Genomic DNA, 21,435 nt, shown 5'->3' on the forward strand with positions numbered 1-21,435 from the left:
TCCATTGGCTTTCCGTCAGCGATGTGACACAGCGCTTTGCAGTGCCTGTTGCTGAGCCACCAGTGGAGCGACAATCTGGAATTCAATGAGGTCATATAATCGGCCAAGATGGCCGCGGCGAGTGTCGCCGGGAGTGCTGTCAGAGGTCGCCACAACAACCATGTCAAACATGGGCAGTACAAAAATCAGTTGACCCCCGAAACCCCATGCGAGGGGTACCTGCAGGCCAGCCATGTCCCGCAGCCACCAGCCGTAACCGTAAAAGCGGCCTTCGCCGCGCGGTGACTGGGCGTGGGCCTGAAAAGACTCCTGTACCCAGTCGCCAGGGACGACCTGCTGGCCGTCAAAACGTCCCTGGCTCAGATACATCAGGCCAAAAGCCAGCATGTCTCTCGGGCGCATCTCCATATCATTGCCGCCAAAATAAACGCCTTTTGGGTCCTGGCTCCAGTATGCCATCCGAAATCCGAGCGGATCAGCAAGGTATCGCTGCGCAAACGCTTTTGCATTCAAGCCAGACGCACGCTCCAGAATTGCAGACAAAATATGAGTCGTGCCGGTGCTGTAAATCATGCGGCTGCCGGGTTCAGCGATCATGGGCATGCGCAAAGCAGCATCGACCCAGTCATCGGAGACAACCCAGCGCCCGTAGTTACGGCCGCTGGTGCTGGTCAGTCCGGATTGCATAGTCAGCAGGTCTTCCACTGTGATCGACGCCACCGTCGGCGCCAGGTCGGTATTGACGTATTCGGGGAAGAACTCAATGATTGGCTGCTCAACACTGTCGATGAACCCTTCTTCAATAGCGATGCCGATTAATGCAGAGATCACACTTTTAGACGCGGACTTCATGTTGGCAGGCTGGCTGGCGCTGCGACCATTGAAGTAGCGCTCATAAATGGTTTCGCCGTGCTGATGGATGATCAGACTGTGCAGGCGTGGCAATTGCTCTGCAGAAGTCTCGACCGCTTCAAGGTTGAGTGTGTTCGCTGCTGAAGATTCTGTTAGCTGTGCCGATAAGATCTGGGGAAGGGCAGCGCTAAAAGTCAGCCATATGATGACCGCCATGGACCTAGCGTGGAACAAAGTGTCGTCCTCCTGCTTGTTGCGGGTGTCGAGAGAGCATTGCTGAATTGCATCATAAACAATTACAGCCATAAAAAAACGTCTGTCTGAGTCAAGTGATTTACCTGTTCAGACAGACGTCATCGCTCTTCTCTCACTGCAAGTACGCAAACTGGAGTGAGTCGGTTCATTAAACTGGGCTGCAGTTATCATGCCATAACAAAAGCACCCAGTAGAGCGTTCGCCAGATTCACGTAAATTGGGGTTTTTTCGACTGTTTCTTTATTCTTGACGGGGTGTAATAATACCTCGATAAAAAAAACCCGCCCACTTTTGGTGCGCAGCCTTCGTGCTAGCGACCAAATCAGGGCCGTGTGGCTTGCCTATATTGATATGAACGAGTCCCAGAACAAAAGTTACAAAATATCTCCATGGACCGCCGAATTTCGGGATCCGGTGATCGAGCGGGATTACTGCCGCACGGTTGAGCGTGACAACGCGCGTTTCCTGCGCGTGGCACTGGTCATCTGGGGCACTTTGCTAATGGTGTTTGTCCCGCTTGAGTGGATCGCATTGGGGAACAGCACGGCATTTTATGTATTGTTCGCCATCAGACTATTGAATGTTACTGCATTGCTGACGCTGGCATTTTTGCTGAGAGCCAGACCACATTGGGTCAGCTGGGGCTGGCCGGTCACCATCGTCACGATTCTAGGCTATCTGTTGTTTTTCGCCTACATGCGCTATATACCGGACAGTGGACCACTGGGTCTGGCAGTGCTGATGCTGTTGCTGTTCAGCCTCTATGTCTTTGTGCCCAACCGCATTCCGTTGAACAACCTGATCGCTGTTGTTGGGATCAGCACCGTGATGGCGTCCTCAATTATGGCCGGACTCGACGCAGTCGGTTTGCTCTACATGGCCATATTGCTGATCTGGCCGGTGGGGGTTGGCTACTTTACCGCCCTGCGGATCAGCACGGGCAATCGACGGGCATATCACCTGTTGCAACAGGCCGAACAGAGTAACTCAGAACTTCAGCGTGAAATCCGGCGGCGTCAGCAGTTGGAGAAGGAGCTAAAATGGCAGGCTCAAACTGATCCGCTGACAGGTCTGTTCAATCGTCGCCAGTATGAGCTGCTGTTCAATCAGGAGATGGCCAGTGCCCGGCGCAACAAAACGCCCCTGACACTGGGGCTGATTGACCTGGATCACTTTAAGGCCATCAATGACAAATATGGTCACGATCTGGGCGACCACGTACTTTGCCAGGTCGCCGATATTCTTCAGCAACCGCTGCGTGACTCGGATATTATCGGACGGTTCGGTGGTGAGGAATTTATCATCATTCTGCCCAGGACCGACGTGGATCAGGCGCGGGTCGTGGCTGAGCGTATGCGCCTTGCCCTCTCAGAAACCATCATCAGCCATCAGGGGCAGACAGTAGTAGTCAGCGCGACATTCGCACTGGCGGAATTGACGCCTGAAGACAAAGATATCAACTCCGTAATCCGTCGAGCGGATGATGCTCTCTACGAGGGCAAAGACAGTGGCCGTAACTGTGTTGTCTGTGTGAGAGCTGCCTGACCCCGATGCGACTTGATAAGTATCTCAGTCAGGCCAGCGGTCTGTCCCGTTCGCAAGCCCGCGAGACTATCAAGAGCGGCGTGGTCAAGGTCAATGACAAGGCGGTTAAACGCGTTGATCATCAGCTTGCTGCAGATGCCATCGTGACCTGGGGTGAGGAACTGGTCTCACCAGGCTCTGCCCGCTACTTCATGCTGCACAAACCGCCCGGATATATCAGTGCGACGCGAGACAGTGATCATCCTGTTGTACTGGACCTGCTGGATGAATACCCGCGGGGATTGTCTGTGGCAGGGCGTCTGGACAAAGACACGACTGGTCTGGTGCTGATCAGTGACAACGGTGCCTGGGTTCATGCCATCATTTCACCACGGCGTGATTGCGAAAAGGTGTACCAGGCGGAACTCGATGCTGAAATTGATGACGAGATGGTCGCGGCCTTTGCGCAAGGAATGACCTTGCGCAATGAAGACAAACCCACCTTGCCTGCACAATTAAAAGTTCTTTCCGGCCGTCTGGTCGAAGTCAGAATTCGTGAGGGAAAATACCATCAGGTGAAGCGCATGTTTGCCGCTTGCGGAAGGAAAGTCCTGACATTGCATCGAACACAGATTGGTTCTATTGTGCTCGACCCGTCACTGGCGCCAGGGGACTACCGGGCGCTGACTGAGGAAGAAGTCAGAAGTATAGAAAAAGGCTGACGGTGAGCGGGTTGGACGCAACAGTCATTGGAAAAGGGCCGACCAGAGATCCACGGTGAGAAAAAAGGCCTGCAGGAAACCATACTATGAAAGATGCCAGTCTTGACCAGCTAATGCTGGTGCTCAGCAACGCCCTGCAAAACCGCGAACAGGTACTTTGGGTTGCCGATGAGAATCTGTCCCCTGAGGTCATGATGCAGCTTCGCTCTGATACTGCACTGACGGCGATGACCAATCGTATTGATGTGGCTGATAAGCTGAAGGGCCTGGGTGTTGCTGTTTGTGCGAGTGATTTTGATTTTGACGGTCTGGGAAACTTCGACCGAATTGTGTATCGACTGTCGAAAGAAAAAGCCATTGTGCATCACGTAATCAATCAGTCACTTCAGCACCTGACAGAGCAGGGCGTGCTGACGCTGATTGGTGGCAAGCAGGACGGTATAAAATCCATTGTAAAAAATGCATCGGACACTTATGGGTTGAATGCGAAGGCTAAAAAGCAGGGCGTCACCTATGTCGCGGAGCTGCCGGCTCCGAATGTCGATGTCCCGGCAGACACAGCATTACCCGACAGCAACTACGCCAATCTGCGCCAGATCAGTGTGGGTGGCGAAAAGTTCTGGACCAAGCCGGGCATCTTCGGTTGGGATAAAGTGGATCGTGGCAGCCAGTTACTTGCTGAATCGCTGCCTGGCGTTTGCCAGTACATCAAATCAGTTGACAGCATCCTGGACCTGGGCTGCGGCTGGGGCTATCTGATGTTGCAGACTAAGTTTCTGGAGGCAGCCCGTCGAGTCGCCACCGATAACAATGTCGCGGCCGTGCTGTCCGCCGAGAAAAATTTTGCCGAAGCTGGCATGAAAGTTCTGAGTCTTGTCGATGATTGTGGTGCATCACTGCAGGAGCGGTTTGACCTGATTGTCTGCAATCCACCATTCCACCAGGGCTTCTCACAAGGGGAAGCCGTCACGCTGAAATTCCTGCAGGCAGCCAGGCGGCTGAGCCGTCGCAGCACGCGTGCGGTGTTTGTGGTCAATCAGTTTATCCCGCTGGACAGACTGGGTGCGCAGTACTTCTCCCGGATTCAGGCGGTGGCCAGCAACAATGGTTTTACGGTGTACGAGCTGCGCCCCTGAGCGATTCAGATATTCTGACAAAATGAACAAACATTTCAGACTGGTCGCTGTAGCTGGCGTCTAGCGTTTGATCAGGATCTGCATTAAAAGGATTTGATGACGAGTTGTCGTAGACAGTTTCTGCTGTCAGCACTGTGCCTGCCGGCAACAATTTCTCAGAGGCAGTCCGATAGTCCAGCTGCCAGTTGTAATTGAAATTGGCGACGTTTATCAGAGACTCCTGGCGCCCATCCGGATAGGTGGCTGTCAGGTTCATGCTTTTTCCGCGACTGTGGGCGTGCGGTGAATAACTTTCCAGTCGTGCATCCTGTGTCAGCGGCTCGGATCGAAGTGTTTCGATATGATTGGCGGTATTGGCTGGGATATTAAGTTCGGGCTTCTCCAGCATGATGGTTCGCAATTGCCGCGCGGGTGCTTCGTCGTGGAAATACAAACCAATCTGAGAGCGGTCAACTGTTTCACGGCCTGAGGTCAGATAACGCAATTTAAAAGCCAGGTCGCGATCAGCACTCAGCAGAAAGCCGGTGTCATCACCAAACTGGTCACTGTGTTCGCCAGGCACATAAACGCTGATGTACTGCGCATTGTCCCCGGAGATCAGGGCATCCGGATCTGCTTCTGTCACCGATTCTTCCACGGCATAAACCAACAGGCTGTGCAGCACACTGCGATCACCCACCTTGTAAGAGATGGCGCGAAGCCAGCGATCTTCAGTTAAATCCAGAGCAACTTTTTCTACCAGGAAGTCGACATTACCCGTGGCCGGTATCTGTTGTTCCGGGACATCCACAATCAGGTCCGGTTCGCCCAGAGGCCAGTCTTCCATCGGTGCAGGCGGAACAAGCAGCGGATCTTCGCTGCCATCATTGGGCGCACCACGGTCTATCCAGGCAATCAGCATGGCCATTTCGGCATCGCTGAGCTCATGGGTCTGCTGCCAATTACCGACGGCATTATCGATCTGTCCTGGCGGCATACGACGCGTGATCAGCACTTCTCGCATCATCGGGCTCCACCCCATCACCATGATATGGCGATTCATCGCCCAGGGCGCCAATCCGTTTTCAATGTGGCAGTAAGCACACCGTCGTTGCAACAGGGGCGCAATGTCGTCCTGGTAGGAAATACCACGTTCGTCCAATGCGGCAAGAAAGTGAAAGTCGATGGCCGTTCCCTGCTCAGGAGCCTCGAATCCGGTAATGGCGGCATCCTTGAAATCGACGGATGCGGGGTCCAGCGTGACCAGCTCTCCCAGTCGGGTGAAGCCGAGCGTGCCAGCAACCGTCTGTGAGCCGTCGATCAGCACGGGCAGGTTTCCGGGCGACTCAGCCTGATTACGAATTTCGTCGGCGGAGTCGGAAGCGTTCAGCAGCAGGCAGGCCAACTGTGAGGGCTCAGCCTGATCGCAGGCGTTGGCAAACTGCCGGGCCGCGACGAGGGATTCAGCATCTTGATACGAGAATGTAAGCACGGCGACAGTCTCCACATTCCTGTACCGGTACAGGTGATGGAACTGGCCGTGCTGGTCAATCAGTCCAAAGTCTGCGGCGCTGGCGCGCGGGCTGGCGGCCAGCAGCAGAGTGGTAACTACAACTGTGATCAGGGCGAATCGCATGGCAGAAAAATCGTTATTGTTGTGTCTGTCTATTTAAGCACAGAGCCGTCACCAGGTAAGCCAGCAACAATACAAACCCTGACGGATTTTCGAATTCAGCGCTATTTTCTGCGCAGTCTGAGTGCGTTAGCAACGACAAACACGCTCGACATGGCCATCGCCCCCGCTGCCAGCATGGGTGACAACAGCAGCCCGGTAACCGGGTACAACACGCCGGCGGCGACCGGAATCAGGCTGATGTTGTAAGCAAACGCCCAGAAAAGGTTCTGTTTGATATTGTTCAATGTGGCCTGGCTGATGCCCAGTGCATTGACGACACCGTTCAGGTCGTCCCCCATCAGCACTACATCTGCCGCCTCGATGGCGATATCGGTACCGGTACCGACGGCAATACCAACATCTGCCGCAGCCAGCGCTGGCGCATCATTGATGCCATCACCCACGAAACTGAGCGTGCCGTGCTGCCGACGAAGGTTTTCCAGGGCGTCTACCTTGCCTTCTGGCAGCACTTCCGCTGCGACCTCATCAATACCGAGCTGATGCGCGATGGCCTCGGCTGTGCCCCGATTGTCTCCGGTAATCATGGCGACTTTAAGGCCCAGTTCATGCAAACCCTTGATCGCGGCTCGCGCAGACTCCTTGATGGTGTCGGCAACAGCCAGAGTAGCAGCGGGTTCACCGTTGATGGCGGCGTAAAGCGGCGTAGCGCCTTCATTCGCCAGCAGCGCGCCCTGCTTCGCCATTTCAGTCAGCTCCGGGTGCTTTTCCGCCAGAAACCGATCGGCACCCACTTCGACCCTGACGCCGTTGACGAGAGCAGATATACCCATACCCGGCGTTGCCTGAAACTCATCAGCAGGCAATAGCGCGAGGCCCTGTTCCCGCGCTGCGCTGACGATGGCACGCGCAATGGGATGCTCCGAGTGCTGCTCGGCGGAGGCGATCAATTGCAATACTTCCTCATGCTGGCGACTGCCGCGCAGAATCAACTCGATCAGTTGCGGCTTGCCTTTGGTCAGCGTGCCAGTCTTGTCGAAGGCCACTACCCGGGTGTCTCGCAGCAGCTGCAGGGCCTGGCCTTTACGCAGCAAGACTCCCAGGTCCGCCGCCCGGCCAATGCCAACCATGACCGACGTGGGTGTCGCCAGCCCCATGGCGCAGGGACAGGCTATGATAAGAACAGCGACCGCATTGATCAAAGCCATGGTGAATGCAGGCTCTGGTCCGACCAGCAGCCAGACCAGAAATGTCAGAGCAGCAATGCCCATGACAATTGGCACAAACACGGCCGTTACCCGGTCGACCAGTTGCTGGATCGGCAGTTTGGTATTTTGCGCTTCTTCGACCATCTGCACGATGCGGGCCAGCACCGTGTCACCACCGACACGAGTGGCGCGAAATGACAATCTGCCATTCTGGTTAACGGTACCACCAGTGAGCTCATCGCCTTCACGCTTGGCGACAGGCATCGCTTCGCCGGTCAGCATCGATTCATCGACATAGGAGTTTCCCGCCAGCACGATGCCATCAACGGCAATCCGCTCACCCGGGAAAACGTGGATGGTGTCATCAAGCCTGATGTCTGACAGCGCAACTTCTTCTATGGCACCTTCTCGCTCTACCTTGGCAGATTTGACCTGCAGGTCCATCAGTTTGCGAATGGCGTCACCTGTTTTGCCTTTGGCGCGTGCCTCCAGCAGTCGACCCAGCAGAATCAGTGTGACAATCACTGCAGCGGCTTCGAAATAAACATGACGTGTCTGCTCTGGAATGAAACTGCCAAACAGCGTGACAAAAACGGAAAAACTCCAGGCGGCCAGAGAACCGAGTGCTACCAGCGAGTTCATGTCGGGCGCACGGCGCAGCAGAGCCGGAAGACCTGCTTTCAGGAAGCGTCGGCCCGGTACAAACAATACAACGGAAGTAAGCACCAACTGCAGCCACCAGCTAGCAGTCTGGCTCAGTGTCTGCATCACCCAGTGATGGAAGGCAGGCACGATATGCCCGCCCATTTCCAACACCACCACCGGCAGCGTCAACACGGCTGCCAGAATGACATCGCGTTTGAGCTCAGCTAATTCGCGATCGCGGTGCTGTTCCTCCTGCTGGTAGGAGCTTTCCCGTATTGGCCGCGCCTGGTAGCCGGCATCGGTGACAGCGTGCGTGACGGGCTCGATGCTGGCGCCACTTGTCAGAGTGACCTCCGCACGCCCGGTCGCCAGGTTGACCGAAGCCGATTCCACGCCAGGTGCTTTTGCCAGAGCCTGTTCCACACGACGCACGCAAGAGGCGCAGCTCATGCCTGCAATGGCCAGTTGTAGTCGCTCACTCATTAGCAGTTTCTCCAGAGTCGGAAAGCTCATCAATAATGACACAATCAGGCGAATCATCTCCTGCGCACCGCGTGACAAGATCTTCAAGCATGGCCTGCATTTTTTTCAGGGCCAGCATCTGCTGGTCCAGCTCCTGCAGATGCTTTTGTGCCAGTTGCTTCACTTCGCGGCTGGCGCGGCGCGGGTTGTCGCGCAGTTGCAGCAGGTCGCGAATCTGCGCAATTGAGAAACCCAGGCTGCGGGCGTGTCGGATAAACCCGAGCTGTTCCAGCTGGGCCGGAGAGTACTGCCGATAACCAGCCTCGGTTCGCGCAGCGGGCCGAATCAGACCCACGTCCTCGTAATGCCGTATCATCTTGCTGCTCAGTCCGCTGTGCTGCGCAGCCTTACTGATTCGCATCATGTTGATCAGTGCTCCCTGTCATTTGCGTATGGTATTAGTTTGAACCTTCCCATAGTGGTAAGGTCAAGCACAGGATGTAAATAGCGGTTAAACTTCGTGACTGATCTGCTGGATTGAGCCTGATACAGGAGCTAAACGGATGAAATTGATACTTAAACCCTTGCTGGCGATGGCGGCGATTGTGCTGCTGACTGCCTGCCAGTCAGCGTATTACGGGGCGATGGAACGATTGGGTGTAGCCAAACGGGACATCATGGTAGACCGTGTTGAGGAGGCACAGGACGCCCAGCAGGAGGGGCAGGAGCAATTTCAGAATGCGCTGGAGCAGTTTCGCAGTGTGGTCAATTTTGATGGTGGTGACCTGCAACAGGTTTATGACCGCCTGGACGCTGAGTTTCAGCGCAGCGAGCAGGCTGCCGACCGTATTCGTGATCGAATCGAGGCAGTAGAGGATGTAGCCGATGCATTGTTTGACGAATGGGAAGATGAACTTGATCTTTATACCAATCAGCAATTGCGCCGCGACAGCGAGCAGCAACTTCGTGCAACGCGCGATCGCTACGATCAACTGGCGCGCGCGATGCAGCGCTCAGAAGCAACGCTGGACCCCGTGCTCGACAGCCTGCGCGACAACGTGCTGTATCTGAAGCACAACCTGAACGCCCGGGCGATTGCGTCGATACGCGGCGAGCTGGATACAATAGATGCAGATGTGGACGAATTGATGGCAGCGATGGAAGCCGCCATCGCCGAGTCAGATCGATTTATCGCGCAGATGCGCAGTTGAGCTGTCCTGATAGCTTCAGCAGACCCAGCCTAGCAGGGGCAGCGGCTTACCTTGCCATCGCCGGCTCCGTAGCGCGCGTCGACCCGGTTTCGGTACCAGGCGCTGTAGTCGAGAACGGGCAGGTCTGGGTGATGCGAACTCATGTGCTTTAGATAGGCCTCATAATCGCCGACGCCAATCATCAGACGCAGCGTCTGGGCTGTCAATGACAGCCCTCGACGCAGTGTTGACGGGCGAAGAAAGTCGCCAGCAGTCATCATGCATACTCCTGAGCTGGAACCAGTTTGGCCGCATCAGGGTTGTTCAGAGACTGGCGTATGGTTTTGATGGCAAAGAACACCATCGCAACCACAATCACCATAAAAAACGCGGTCATAAATGCATTGATCCGATCGTTGAACAGCACCGCCTGCATCTGAACCATGGTTGTAGCTGGCGCCAGAATTTCACCGCGGGCAATCGCAGCGGAAAATACATCAGCATGTGACAGGAAACCAATGGCGGGAATCTCGCTGAACAGTTTCTGCCAGCCGGCGATCAGTGTAATCAGCAGGACCCAAGCCGCAGGCACAGCTGGCACCAGCGCCAGCCTGCCACGACCCATGCGCACCAGAGCCACGGTGGCCAGAATCAGTGCGATGCCTGCCAGCATCTGGTTAGAGATACCAAACAGCGCCCACAGGGTATTGATGCCGCCAAACGGATCAGACACACCCTGGTACAGGAAGTATCCCCAGCCGGACACGACCAGGCTGGTAGCGATCAGGTTGGCAAACAGATTGTTGGTATCTTTCATGGCGGGCACTGCAGTGCCCAGCAGATCCTGCATCAGGAAACGGCATACACGCGTACCGGCGTCCAGTGTGGTCAGGATGAACAGGGCTTCAAACAGAATGGCGAAGTGGTACCAGAACGCCATCATCGCGCCGCCGCCCATTGCCTGAGACAGAATATGGGCCATGCCGACGGCGAAGGTTGGTGCACCCCCGGTTCGAGACAGAATGCTGCCTTCGCCCATGTCATTGGCCAGCTGGCTTAATGCTTCTGGTGTCACTACAAAACCCCAGGAACTGATGGCAGCTGCGGCGCTTTCAACAGTCGTACCGATGACCGCAGGTCCGCTGTTCAGCGCGAAATAGACTCCCGGGTCAAGAACGCAGGCTGCTATCAGCGCCATGATGGCCACGAAGGATTCTACCAGCATGGCGCCGTATCCGATCGGGCGTACATGCCCTTCGTTATCAATCATCTTTGGCGTGGTACCTGAAGACACCAGAGCGTGGAAACCGGACACTGCACCACAGGCGATCGTAATAAACAGGAATGGGAACAGCGAGCCTGAGAACACCGGACCTGTGCCATCGATAAACGGCGTAACAGCCGGCATTAGCAGCGGTGGGTTGACCACCAGGATACCGATAGCCAGGCCAATGATGGTACCGATTTTCAGGAAAGTGGACAGATAGTCGCGCGGAGCAAGCAGCAGCCAGACTGGCAACACTGAAGCAATAAATCCATAACCCATCAACCACAGTGTCAGCGTTTTGCCGTCCAGGTTAAACACCTGACCCCAGTAAGGGTGAGCGGCAACGGTCTGCCCGTAAAGCAGTGCAAACATCAGCATTGCAAAACCGATAACCGAGATTTCTCCCACTTTGCCGGGCCGGATGTAACGCAGATAAACACCCATGAACAGTGCGATCGGAATGGTAGCCGCCAGCGTGAACACACCCCACGGGCTGCCGATCAGGGCCTTTACGACCACCATGCCGAGCACGGCGAGCAGGATGATCAGAATCGCCATGATGCCAACCAGCGCGATGATGCCCGCCACCGAGCCCATCTCGCGACGGATCATTTCACCCAGTGACGCGCCGTTTCTTCGCGTCGACAGGAACAGAATGATCATGTCCTGCACGGCGCCCGCCAGCACCACACCTGCCAGTATCCACAGCGTGCCCGGCAGGTAACCCATCTGCGCCGCCAGTACCGGGCCAACCAGTGGGCCGGCGCCGGCAATCGCGGCGAAGTGATGCCCAAACAGCACCCACTTGTGAGTCGGCACATAGTCCAGGCCATCGCTCATGGTGTGAGCAGGTGTCGGTCGCGCTGGATCGACCAGCAATACTCGATTGGCGATGAACCTGCTGTAAAAGCGATAGGCAATCAGGTAAACCGAAATCGAGGCACAGACCAGCCACAGAGCACTGATTGTTTCTCCCCGGTGCAGAGCAAGCACTGCCAGACAGATACTGCCGAACACGGCTATGAACGCCCACATTATTTTCTGCTTCATGATTCAAGACCCCAGGGTCAATTGAAGGTTGAGAGGAAGGAAGTTATGGTTGAGAAAGCGTTGAGAGGAGTGATATTGATTGTCCAAATCCGCGAAGGACCCGCAGCTAGATTTGGCGAAGGCTAACAGTAAAATCAGGAAAAGATAGATGGGTCAAAGAATATTTTTTTGCGAGAGAAAACTGGTATGAGGTTTGCCGGCAGGCAAACGAGTTGAGTAGGAGAAATCGCTGGGATGCGCAATAGCTCTGCAGAAATATTTTTTAAATCAACAGGAAGATTCGGATTTATGCGGCTAATATCAGGCTGTACATCCGAACAACAATAACAAGGATCAAAATATGATGACGGATTATCAGGACGTAGACCCCGCCTACAAAACGCTGCTGCGACTTATCATCCTGATGGACACCGCATTGCTTCTGGTGCTCTGCGTATTGCTGACACGACTGGTGCCGATTGTGCCGCTTTGGGCGGGTACTACCATAGCCGGGCTGATAATCCTGCTGGCAGGTACTTACGCGACCTTCTGGGTCAACAAGCGCTATCGTCTGACAGGTTTTCAGGTTCAGCCACAGGCGGTGTATTTTCGCACTGGTGCACTGTGGCGCACGCAGACGGTAGTCACACTGAACCGCATTCAGCATGTAGAAATCACTCAGGGTCCGCTCGAGCGACTAATGAAGCTGGCCAGGCTGGTAATCTATACCGCAGGCGGGCGTGGATCTGATCTGACAATCCCGGGGCTCCCGGTGGCGAGTGCAGAAACCATTCGTGATGGCCTGCTGCAACGAATCGATGAGCAGCCGCGATACGATGAGCAGGGAGAGGCGGAGGCGGGCAGTGACGAACACTTATGAACGCGTTTCCCTGTGGGCACTGATCTACTTCATCGGGCGAACTCTGATTTTGTTTCTGCGTCAGGCAGTCAATCTGATTCCGCTGGCTGTGGTGATAGTGACTGGAGGTGACCAGTTGCGTCTGGTCATCCTGTGGCTGCTCGCTACGGGATTACCAACACTCATCGTGGTGCACGCCGTTGCGTCCTGGTGGTGCTTCCGGTATCGGGCAGATGCACACACGCTGCATGTGCGTGAAGGCATTCTCAAGCGGACTCAGCTGACTCTGGACTACGATCGCATTCAACTGGCGGATATCCGCCAGCCCTGGTATTTCAGACCTTTCGGTCAGTCGATACTCGGAGTCGAAAGCGCGGGATCCGATGGCAAGGAAGTTGAGCTCGCAGGACTTTCATATGACCGGGCTGAGTCATTGCGTCAGGCCATGATGCAGCACAAGGAAAATGCTCAGGGTCTGGCGGCAATTGATTCGCCGGCCGATGACTTCCGAGTCGATAGTGATAGCTCAGTCGCAGGCTTCAGATTGACCTTGCCTTTGTCAGAGCTTGTCCGTTATGGCTTGATGCACAATCCAGTGTTGTTGGCTCTTCCCGTTGTGGCTTATCCGCTAAGCCAGCTAGATATTATTGATGACTGGGTGATCCCGCGAGTGGAGGGTCTGGTAACGCTGATTGAGAGGGGAGGTGGGGTCCTGCAGACGACTCTATTGTGGGGGGGCGGCGTGCTTGCCGTGCTGGCGTTGTTGGTGGTGGCTTCCGTTTTGCTGTCAATCGTGCGCTACTACGGGTTCACATTAACGGCGATGGGGCAGCGCTACCAGACAAGAGCTGGCTTGCTCAGTATCGTCACTCGCAGCTTTCAGTATGTGCGGCTGCAGCGGCTGGTCTGGAGTCAGGGCATAATAGCTCGCGCCATGGGGCGCCGGTCGCTTCGCATAGATCAGACAGGCAGGCCGGATACCATGCAGCAGGCCAAGACTTTTTTTGTTCCTATCCTCAATGCCGAACGTGAAGCAGGTATTAAACAGCAACTAAGACTGACAGACGCAAACTGGCAATCTGTTCACCCAGCCAGCATGATACTGCCCTGGCTAATGACGACATCCGCGCTTACTTTACTGGTGGCGCTGTTAACTTCATGGAGTCTGGAGTGGGTGCTGGGATCGCTGTTACTGATCTGTCCTGGTGTAGCTTTGCTTGCATGGGCGAGCTGGCGCCTACGTGCAGTTTATGTCGATGATAACTGGATCGCGCTGCGACGTGGGATGATCGGCCAGCAGCAAAGCTGGATTCCGGCGTACAAAATGCAGACCTTGCGAATTCGACAGGGACCCTGGTTAAGGCTGTGGGGCACATCAGCACTGCAAGTGCTTAGCGCAGGTGGTCGCGAGACAATAGCCTGGTTGCCCGTTGCACAGATTGAGGCCCTGCAGTCGCGGCTTACAAAGTGCACGGCGGACTACCAGGGCCGCTGGATGTGAACATTTATTTGATCAGGAGATCACGCTGTGTACCAGATACATCTTGCGCAGCGAATCCACGGTCAACACAAACGGATAGCTGTCGGGCTGACCCATACTGCGGGCCAGCACGTTGAGGACGCTGCTCAGTCGCACCCACTGATTAACCTTTTGCATAAAGCCGTCAGAGAGTTCGGAGTCAGCCATGTGAAATGGAAGCTCTGCAAGATCCTGCTGGGTGAAGGGATCGGTCTGAATGCTCAGTGCATCCGCAGCAATGCCAAATTGCTCAGCCGCGCTTAGCGTGTCAGTCATGTGCAGATAATGCGCCCAGGTTTCTGCCCAGTCTTCCCAGGGGTGCGAGGCCGCATAGCTGCTGATGTAATGGCTTTGCCAGTCAGCCGGGGGACCAACATTGTAGTGATTCTGGAGCGCGGCCGTGTAATCCTGACGCTCATCACCAAACAGGCTTCTGTAAACGGGTAACCAATTGGTGTCGCGAATCAGGAGATCCCAGTAGTAATGCCCGGACTCGTGGCGGAAATGTCCCAGCAGTGTGCGGTAAGGCTCCTGCATCTGCTGACGAATCTGCTCACGAAAGGCAGGATCGGCTTCGGCGATATCGATGGTTATGACGCCAGCTTTGTGTCCAGTGACAGGTGCATCCTCTCCTGGCTGCCAGCGCAACAACTCAAAGCCCAGGCCCTTTTGCGGATCCATTTGCCGTGTTTTTACCGGCAGCCCCAACATCAGTAGCTGCGCAATCAGCCGCCGTTTGGCAAGCTCACACAGACGCCAGTAGTCGGGATTTCCAGACTGAGAAAGATCAGGAATGGTGATGTTGGTCGCGCAGGCGAGACACAGGTCGGCAGGCGAATCCTGGTCCAGCGAACCTGTGACAAGCCAGTTGCATTGTGCGGCAGAGTCAACATTGGCGCAGCGTCGATAGCTGGCAATAACGGCTTTGTCGCTGTCGCAGTCTGTCTGCAATACCCAGCGACCTGCCTGCTCGGCAGGCACCAGGCTTTGCAGTTGACCCTGCTCTGGGTGAAAGCCAAGCGCCGAGCCACAACGCAGGCAAACGCTGTTGTCGAAGAATACGACCTGGCCACATTGGCACAACTGCCGGTGACTGTATGAACTGAACAGGATCATCTATGAGGCCTGAGTCTGCACATTATCCTGTACGCGCGCGAAATAGGTCTTTGCCAGCGCGTCGTGAAGCTCACTGAAGTCCAGTTGAATATCGTCGACGAAGGCATGCAGGCGCTCCGGCTCACTGGCCAGCAGCGGGATATCCGCCCTGGAAAGATGATCGCGGCAGGTCTCCACTTCGTTTAGTACAATCTCATGACGTGGTAGCGTCAATAGTGCATTCGCGAATCGTTCCAGACAGGTCCCGACAGCGCGCGGAAAGCTCCGATTCTGCAACAGGAAGCTCAATACATCCGGGCCCCGGATACGCAGTCGAACATGCTGGCGATACATTTGATAACCGCTGAGTGATTTGAGCACACTCATCCATTGAATATTTTCAAAAGGGGTCAGTTCTCCCGGGCTGCGCGGCAGCAGATTACCTGACCTCACATCGATAATTCGGGTGATCATGTCTGCACGCTCGAGCTGACGTCCCAGCATTAGAAACGTACGCGCCTGCGTGTAGCTGAGCGTGCCCTCAATCAATCCATTGACAGTCTGGCAGCTGCGAATCACGCGTCTCAAAAATGCGTCGCGCTTGCGTGGTGTGATACCCGATTCAACCTGGTCGCGCACCGCAATAAACAGCTGGTTGACCTCTTCCCATATCTCTCTGGGGATAACGTCACGTGTGGTGCGAAGATTCTCACGTGCCGCTGCCAGTGAGCGGATGATGGAACCGTCATAGCGCTTATCCCCACATATGAAAGTCAGCACACTGACTTCATCACGATTGGGATAGAGCTCGTCAAACAGTTCGGCGTTGCCCGTGATCGCAATAATCTCTGACCAGCCGAGTTGTGTGGCGCGGGGCAGGTCCAGCAACAGGTTACTATTGACGCTGAGCAGGCGTGCGGTGTCTTCGGTTCGTTCGATGTAACGTGCCAGCCAGTATATATTTTCAGCAACGCGTGAGAGCATGGTCAGCGGCCCTCCACATCGACAATCCAGGTGTCTTTACTGCCGCCACCCTGGGAAGAGTTGACGACCAGCGAGCCTTTAACCAGTGCCACTCGCGTCAAACCGCCGGTGGTCACGTAAGTGGATTGCCCCGATAGAATGAATGGACGCAGATCAACATGGCGCGGCTCCATCACGTTACCGATCAGAGTTGGAGACGTTGATAGTGCGAGAGTCGGCTGCGCCATGTAATTGCGAGGGTCCGCCTTGATCAGCTCGGCGAACTTCTTGCGTTCTTTTTTATTCACGTGCGGGCCGATCATCATGCCATAGCCACCCGACTCATTGGCTGGTTTAACGACCAGCTTGTCCAGATTGTCGAGTACGTATTTGCGGTCGTCCTCAAACATGCACAGATAGCTGGGTACGTTCGGGATCAGTGGTTCCTGGTCGAGATAATATTTGATGATCTTCGGCACAAAGGCATACACCACCTTGTCGTCTGCTACGCCAGCACCCGGCGCATTGGCCAGCGCCACATTACCTTTGCGCCATGCGCGCATCAGGCCTCGGGCACCCAGCGCCGATTCGGGGTTAAACACCTCGGGGTCAAGGAACATGTCGTCAACGCGCCGATAAATGACATCGACTCTCTCAAGGCCGTCCACCATGCGCATGTACACGCAGTCATCATCACCGACCACGAGGTCGGATCCTTCAACCAGCTGCACACCCATTTGCTGTGCCAGGTAGGCATGCTCATAGTAGGCGCTGTTGTAGATGCCTGGTGTCAGGATGACAATTGAGGGGTCATCACCAGGGCGCGGGCTCATAGATGCCAGCATTTCGTATAGCTGGGATGTGTAATCGTCGACTGGCTGAATGAAACCGGTAGCAAAAAGCTCTGGCATCACCCGCTTGGTGACATTACGGTTTTCCAGCATGTAAGAGACGCCCGAGGGTACACGCAAGTTGTCCTCGAGCACGTAAAGAGTACCGTCTTTGTCACGCACAAGGTCTGAGCCACAGATATGTGCCCAGATGTTGTGTGGGGTATTGATGCCGACGCACTGGGGGCGGAAGTTTACTGATTGTTTCAGCAATTCGGCGGGGAAGACACCGTCTTTGATGATTTTCTGGTCGTGGTACAGGTCATTGATGAACATGTTGAGCGCCTGCACACGCTGTTTCAGGCCGGCCTCGGTTTTTTGCCATTCCTGCAGCGGTATGATGCGCGGCACAATGTCAAAAGGCCATGCCCGGTCTATCATGCTGCCTTCGGTATACACGGTGAACGTGATGCCCATCAGTTGAATGGCCAGTTCAGCAGCAGCCTTGTGCTCGCCCAGTTCCTTCGCGTCAAGCCGTGCCAGATATTCGCATAGCATATGTGCTTCGGGACGGGGCTTGCCGGGTGCGGCAATCAGCTCGTCATAGAATCCATCAAAACTATAGGTATCCCAGTCTACATTGCTCATTCAGATCTTTTTGTCCAAAACGTGGATAGCGGTTTTCCTGCAATAATTGTGCAATCACTGTACCAGTTCATCACGTTGTATCATGCGGCTGGTTGATCGGCAACTGCGGCATGGTGCGGTTTAATCAAAACAGCTCACATTGCATTAACGGTTGAGTGTTTGTCATTTGCAATTGGCATCGCCCTTGCTATGCTCGATAGACCGTTCTATGAGCCGGACTTCCTGTCATGACGATTCGCGTAGCCCTGAAACACTCCACCCGCTATAACTTTGACAGACCCGTTCAGGTGCATCCGCATCATATTCGCCTGAAACCAGCACCCCACTGCCGCACACCCATCGAGGCCTACAGCCTCAAGATCACCGGTGGTCAGTACTTTATCAACTGGCAGCAGGACCCATTCGGCAACCATGTGGCGCGGCTCGTGTTCCCCGACAAGATGACCCAGCTTCACGTTGACGTGGAAGTCATTGCGCCGATGACGGTCATCAATCCCTTCGACTTTTTTGTGGAGGAGTACGCCGAACATTTTCCCTTCAGCTATCCGGAGGCGCTAAAAAAAGATCTGGCCCCTTACCTGGAAACAGGTCGGGAAGGATCAGACGGACAGGACGGGCCCTTGCTGGATGCCTGGCTGGAGCGGGCCAGAACAGAGTTGCTGGACTCAGAAGATCTTCTGATCGCCAGTGCACTGGTGGCGCTGAACCAGCAGCTCAGCAATGATATTGAATACCTTATCCGCATGGAGCCGGGCGTGCAGACGCCTGAGGAAACCCTGCAGAAGGCCAAAGGCTCCTGTCGTGACTCGGCCTGGCTACTGGTCCATATTCTGCGTCGTCTGGGCCTTGCCGCGCGCTTTGTGTCCGGATATCTGATACAGCTGAAGGCTGATGTCAAAGCCCTGGACGGACCCTCGGGAACGGACGTTGATTTCACCGACCTGCATGCCTGGACTGAAGTTTATATACCCGGTGCTGGCTGGATCGGTCTGGATCCGACATCCGGACTGTTTGCCGGCGAGGGACACCTGCCACTGGCAGCCACACCAGAGCCATCAACTGCAGCCGCCATCACCGGTGCAACTGGAAAATGCGAGGTCGAGTTTGACTTTGCCATGAGCGTGACCCGGATTCACGAAGATCCACGAGTCACCAAGCCATACACAGACGCGCAATGGGAAAAAATCGATGCGCTTGGCGAGCAGGTAGATGCAAAGCTGGAAACACTTGATGTGCGCTTGACCATGGGAGGTGAGCCCACTTTTGTATCAATCGATGATATGGATGCACCAGAATGGACCATTGCCGCGCAGGGACCCACCAAACGCCGGTTTGCTGAGAATCTGCTGCATCGACTGCGACCTCACTATGCCCCCAACTCCCTGCTGCACTATCAACAGGGCAAGTGGTACCCGGGCGAACCTCTACCGCGTTGGGCGCTTGCCTGCTACTGGCGAAAAGACGGCAAGGCGGTCTGGAAAGATGATCGCTGGCTGGCCCGCATGGATCAGGACTATGCCGTTGGCGAGTCACAACTGCGTCAATTTGCGAGCTCGTTGGTCACGCGTCTGGCGCTGGACGAGAAGTATCTGATCCCGTGTTATGAGGATGCGTACCACTATCTTTGGCTGGAGCGTCAACAGCCGGTTGATATTGATCTGCGCAGCGAAAAGCTGGGCAAGGATGAAGATCGCCTGCGGCTCGCGCGTTTGCTGGAGCATGGCATGGACAGTCTGGTGGGTCTGGCACTTCCACTGACGGCAACATCGGTGCAACAGAGCCAGTCAAAACAGCCGCGGCTGTGGTTGAGTGGCCGCTGGCATGTACGCCGCGATCACCTTTATCTGATCCCTGGCGATTCACCAATGGGTTTGCGATTGCCATTGAGTGCATTGCCAGTCAAAAAGCGTGAAGAAGAGCAGGCGCCCTCCTGGTTTGGGGAGCTGCCACCGCTGGAGGACGACAATGGCGAGGTCGCCCAGTGGTATAGCGAGTCCCCACAAAGACAGCCCGGTGTTACTCAAACTGGCCTGCATATTCATGGGCGGAGCCAGGAATGGCAGGAACAGATCCCGAATGAGAAAGCGGATGAAACCATCGGCACCGCATTGTGTCTGGAACCCAGAGACGGCAAATTATTCGTATTCATGCCGCCGCTGCCGCTGCTGGAAGACTACCTGGCTTTGCTGGCAGCTATTGAGAACACAGCGGCCGAGCTGAAGTTGCCAGTCTGCATAGAGGGATATCCGCCACCTTCAGACCCCCGCCTGCAGAAATTCATGATCACGCCGGATCCCGGTGTCATCGAAGTCAACGTCGCGCCATCGAAGAGCTGGCGCGAACTGGTCACCAATACCCGTGTGCTGTATGAAGAGGCACGGCTGAGCAGGCTGGGAACGGAAAAGTTCATGCTTGATGGCCGGCACACCGGCACTGGCGGGGGTAACCATGTCACGCTGGGCGGGGCAACGCCAGCTGACTCCCCCTTCCTGAGACGGCCGGATCTGCTGGCCAGCATGCTGACATTCTGGCAGCACCATCCCAGCCTTTCCTATCTGTTCTCAGGGATGTTCCTTGGGCCGACCAGTCAGGCGCCGCGTGTGGATGAGGCGCGTCATGAAGCCCTCTACGAGCTGGAGATAGCGCTGTCGCAAATGCCAGTTGGCGATGTGCCGGCCCCCTGGCTTGTGGATCGCTTGTTGCGGCATTTGCTGACCGATATTACTGGCAACACCCATCGCGCCGAGTTCTGTATCGACAAGTTGTATTCGCCGGACTCCGCTACCGGGCGCCTGGGTCTGCTTGAGTTGCGTGGTTTCGAAATGCCACCACATGCAGAGATGAGCCTGATGCAGCAATTATTGATTCGGGCACTGGTAGCCAGGTTTTACGCCTCACCCTATCGCAAGCCACTGGTGCGCTGGGGAACCGCGCTGCACGATAAATGGATGATGCCGTATTACATCTGGCAGGATCTGTGTGACGTGCTGGCAGATCTGCGCGATCATGGCTTTGAATTCCAGAGCGAATGGTTCGCGCCATTTCTGGAGTTTCGTTTTCCGCTCGCTGGCGAGGCCCAGTACGACGGTGTTCAGATTCAGCTGCGCCAGGCTATCGAGCCCTGGCATGTGCTGGGAGAGGAAGCCAGCGGCGGCGGCACAGCGCGTTATGTCGATTCATCTGTCGAGAGGCTGGAAGTCAAATTGACAGGCTACAACCCGGCACGCCATGTCCTTACCTGCAATGGCTACAAGGTCCCGCTGCAGCCTACCGAGCAATCCGCGCAGGCGGTGGCGGCGGTACGTTTCAGAGCCTGGCAACCGCCCTCGGCACTGCATCCGATGATCAAGGTGCACGCACCGCTGGTCTTTGATCTGGTGGATACCTGGAATGGGCGTTCTCTGGGCGGTTGTACCTACCATGTGTCGCACCCGGCCGGCAGAAACTATGAGACATTCCCGGTTAACGCCAATGAGGCTGAAGCCAGACGCATGGCGCGATTCTGGGCTCATGGTCATACTCAGGGACAGATTGCTGAAATCAAGCGTGTGTCGGTGCGGGAGTACCCGCATACTCTGGACCTGAGGCGCAGCGCCGTGACGGATTCAGATCTCTAGAG

The 21,435-nt window shown here is 55.5% G+C and carries 16 protein-coding genes; 7 read left to right on the top strand and 9 right to left on the bottom strand.

Annotated elements, in window-relative coordinates; genetic code table 11:
* Nucleotides 1–15: 15 nt before the first annotated feature.
* Complete coding sequence (locus tag QGM61_RS10955) at nucleotides 16–1,158, bottom strand: serine hydrolase domain-containing protein (RefSeq protein ID WP_281132990.1); 1,143 nt, start codon at nucleotides 1,156–1,158, stop codon at nucleotides 16–18.
* A gap of 300 nt (nucleotides 1,159–1,458) precedes the next feature.
* On the opposite strand from QGM61_RS10955, the gene QGM61_RS10960 reads away from it, so the two are divergent.
* From QGM61_RS10960 to QGM61_RS10970, 3 genes are all read left to right on the top strand, one after another.
* The gene (locus tag QGM61_RS10960; RefSeq protein ID WP_281132991.1) at nucleotides 1,459–2,652 is read left to right on the top strand and encodes a GGDEF domain-containing protein; all 1,194 of its coding nucleotides are present in this window, start codon (nucleotides 1,459–1,461) and stop codon (nucleotides 2,650–2,652) included.
* A 5-nt stretch (nucleotides 2,653–2,657) separates the two neighbouring features.
* The gene (locus QGM61_RS10965) at nucleotides 2,658–3,353 is read left to right on the top strand and encodes a pseudouridine synthase (RefSeq protein ID WP_281132993.1); all 696 of its coding nucleotides are present in this window, start codon (nucleotides 2,658–2,660) and stop codon (nucleotides 3,351–3,353) included.
* Nucleotides 3,354–3,439: 86 nt separating this feature from the next.
* Nucleotides 3,440–4,489, top strand: coding sequence for a methyltransferase (locus QGM61_RS10970; RefSeq protein WP_281132995.1), 1,050 nt, complete (start codon nucleotides 3,440–3,442; stop codon nucleotides 4,487–4,489).
* Here QGM61_RS10970 and QGM61_RS10975 read toward each other — a convergent pair.
* From QGM61_RS10975 to cueR, 3 genes are all read right to left on the bottom strand, one after another.
* Complete coding sequence (locus QGM61_RS10975; RefSeq protein ID WP_281132996.1) at nucleotides 4,464–6,104, bottom strand: hypothetical protein; 1,641 nt, start codon at nucleotides 6,102–6,104, stop codon at nucleotides 4,464–4,466. The genes QGM61_RS10970 and QGM61_RS10975 overlap by 26 nt on opposite strands.
* A 101-nt stretch (nucleotides 6,105–6,205) precedes the next feature.
* A complete protein-coding gene (locus tag QGM61_RS10980; protein ID WP_281132998.1) occupies nucleotides 6,206–8,437 on the bottom strand; it encodes a heavy metal translocating P-type ATPase in 2,232 nt (743 codons plus the stop codon).
* Nucleotides 8,430–8,840: a Cu(I)-responsive transcriptional regulator gene (cueR, locus tag QGM61_RS10985; protein WP_317622180.1), complete on the bottom strand. Its 411-nt coding sequence runs from the start codon at nucleotides 8,838–8,840 to the stop codon at nucleotides 8,430–8,432. The genes QGM61_RS10980 and cueR overlap by 8 nt, the downstream gene beginning before the upstream one ends.
* Nucleotides 8,841–8,979: 139 nt before the next feature.
* On the opposite strand from cueR, the gene QGM61_RS10990 reads away from it, so the two are divergent.
* On the top strand, nucleotides 8,980–9,627 hold the full coding sequence (locus QGM61_RS10990; protein ID WP_281133000.1) for a DUF2959 domain-containing protein: 648 nt from the start codon (nucleotides 8,980–8,982) through the stop codon (nucleotides 9,625–9,627).
* Nucleotides 9,628–9,656: 29 nt separating this feature from the next.
* Here the strand turns inward: QGM61_RS10990 and QGM61_RS10995 are convergent, their stop codons facing one another.
* Complete coding sequence (locus tag QGM61_RS10995) at nucleotides 9,657–9,887, bottom strand: YbdD/YjiX family protein (RefSeq protein ID WP_281133002.1); 231 nt, start codon at nucleotides 9,885–9,887, stop codon at nucleotides 9,657–9,659.
* A complete protein-coding gene (locus QGM61_RS11000) occupies nucleotides 9,884–11,923 on the bottom strand; it encodes a carbon starvation CstA family protein (protein ID WP_281133003.1) in 2,040 nt (679 codons plus the stop codon). Before QGM61_RS11000 ends, QGM61_RS10995 begins: the two co-directional genes overlap by 4 nt.
* A 340-nt stretch (nucleotides 11,924–12,263) precedes the next feature.
* Here QGM61_RS11000 and QGM61_RS11005 point away from each other — a divergent pair, with 340 nt between their 5' ends.
* Both QGM61_RS11005 and QGM61_RS11010 read left to right on the top strand, forming a co-directional pair.
* Nucleotides 12,264–12,782: a PH domain-containing protein gene (locus QGM61_RS11005; protein ID WP_281133005.1), complete on the top strand. Its 519-nt coding sequence runs from the start codon at nucleotides 12,264–12,266 to the stop codon at nucleotides 12,780–12,782.
* The gene (locus QGM61_RS11010) at nucleotides 12,766–14,262 is read left to right on the top strand and encodes a PH domain-containing protein (RefSeq protein ID WP_281133007.1); all 1,497 of its coding nucleotides are present in this window, start codon (nucleotides 12,766–12,768) and stop codon (nucleotides 14,260–14,262) included. Before QGM61_RS11005 ends, QGM61_RS11010 begins: the two co-directional genes overlap by 17 nt.
* 12 nt (nucleotides 14,263–14,274) lie before the next feature.
* On the opposite strand, the gene QGM61_RS11015 is transcribed toward QGM61_RS11010, so the two are convergent.
* Genes QGM61_RS11015 through QGM61_RS11025 form a run of 3 tightly spaced genes read right to left on the bottom strand, consistent with a single transcriptional unit; the run spans nucleotide 14,275 to nucleotide 17,816 of the window.
* The gene (locus QGM61_RS11015) at nucleotides 14,275–15,396 is read right to left on the bottom strand and encodes a putative zinc-binding metallopeptidase (RefSeq protein ID WP_281133009.1); all 1,122 of its coding nucleotides are present in this window, start codon (nucleotides 15,394–15,396) and stop codon (nucleotides 14,275–14,277) included.
* On the bottom strand, nucleotides 15,397–16,359 hold the full coding sequence (locus QGM61_RS11020; protein ID WP_281133010.1) for an alpha-E domain-containing protein: 963 nt from the start codon (nucleotides 16,357–16,359) through the stop codon (nucleotides 15,397–15,399).
* Nucleotides 16,360–16,361: 2 nt separating this feature from the next.
* Nucleotides 16,362–17,816, bottom strand: coding sequence for a circularly permuted type 2 ATP-grasp protein (locus tag QGM61_RS11025; RefSeq protein ID WP_237132638.1), 1,455 nt, complete (start codon nucleotides 17,814–17,816; stop codon nucleotides 16,362–16,364).
* Between the two features lie 227 nt (nucleotides 17,817–18,043).
* On the opposite strand from QGM61_RS11025, the gene QGM61_RS11030 reads away from it, so the two are divergent.
* A complete protein-coding gene (locus tag QGM61_RS11030; protein WP_281133012.1) occupies nucleotides 18,044–21,433 on the top strand; it encodes a DUF2126 domain-containing protein in 3,390 nt (1,129 codons plus the stop codon).
* Nucleotides 21,434–21,435 lie beyond the last annotated feature (2 nt).

The organism is Pseudohongiella sp. SYSU M77423, from assembly GCF_029911965.1.
In the GTDB taxonomy this organism is placed as follows: Bacteria; Pseudomonadota; Gammaproteobacteria; order Pseudomonadales; family Pseudohongiellaceae; genus Pseudohongiella.

Bases quoted from the DNA above. Each gene is read 5' to 3' on its own strand.
- QGM61_RS10990 (WP_281133000.1), top strand. From the start codon at position 8,980: ATGAAATTGATACTTAAACCCTTGCTGGCGATGGCGGCGATTGTGCTG.
- QGM61_RS11000 (WP_281133003.1), bottom strand. From the start codon at position 11,923: ATGAAGCAGAAAATAATGTGGGCGTTCATAGCCGTGTTCGGCAGTATC.
- QGM61_RS11030 (WP_281133012.1), top strand. From the start codon at position 18,044: ATGACGATTCGCGTAGCCCTGAAACACTCCACCCGCTATAACTTTGAC.
- QGM61_RS10960 (WP_281132991.1), top strand. From the start codon at position 1,459: ATGAACGAGTCCCAGAACAAAAGTTACAAAATATCTCCATGGACCGCC.
- QGM61_RS11015 (WP_281133009.1), bottom strand. From the start codon at position 15,396: ATGATCCTGTTCAGTTCATACAGTCACCGGCAGTTGTGCCAATGTGGC.
- QGM61_RS10975 (WP_281132996.1), bottom strand. From the start codon at position 6,104: ATGCGATTCGCCCTGATCACAGTTGTAGTTACCACTCTGCTGCTGGCC.
- QGM61_RS10965 (WP_281132993.1), top strand. From the start codon at position 2,658: ATGCGACTTGATAAGTATCTCAGTCAGGCCAGCGGTCTGTCCCGTTCG.
- QGM61_RS11025 (WP_237132638.1), bottom strand. From the start codon at position 17,816: ATGAGCAATGTAGACTGGGATACCTATAGTTTTGATGGATTCTATGAC.
- QGM61_RS10970 (WP_281132995.1), top strand. From the start codon at position 3,440: ATGAAAGATGCCAGTCTTGACCAGCTAATGCTGGTGCTCAGCAACGCC.
- QGM61_RS11020 (WP_281133010.1), bottom strand. From the start codon at position 16,359: ATGCTCTCACGCGTTGCTGAAAATATATACTGGCTGGCACGTTACATC.
- QGM61_RS10955 (WP_281132990.1), bottom strand. From the start codon at position 1,158: ATGGCTGTAATTGTTTATGATGCAATTCAGCAATGCTCTCTCGACACC.
- QGM61_RS10995 (WP_281133002.1), bottom strand. From the start codon at position 9,887: ATGATGACTGCTGGCGACTTTCTTCGCCCGTCAACACTGCGTCGAGGG.
- QGM61_RS10980 (WP_281132998.1), bottom strand. From the start codon at position 8,437: ATGAGTGAGCGACTACAACTGGCCATTGCAGGCATGAGCTGCGCCTCT.
- cueR (WP_317622180.1), bottom strand. From the start codon at position 8,840: ATGATGCGAATCAGTAAGGCTGCGCAGCACAGCGGACTGAGCAGCAAG.
- QGM61_RS11005 (WP_281133005.1), top strand. From the start codon at position 12,264: ATGATGACGGATTATCAGGACGTAGACCCCGCCTACAAAACGCTGCTG.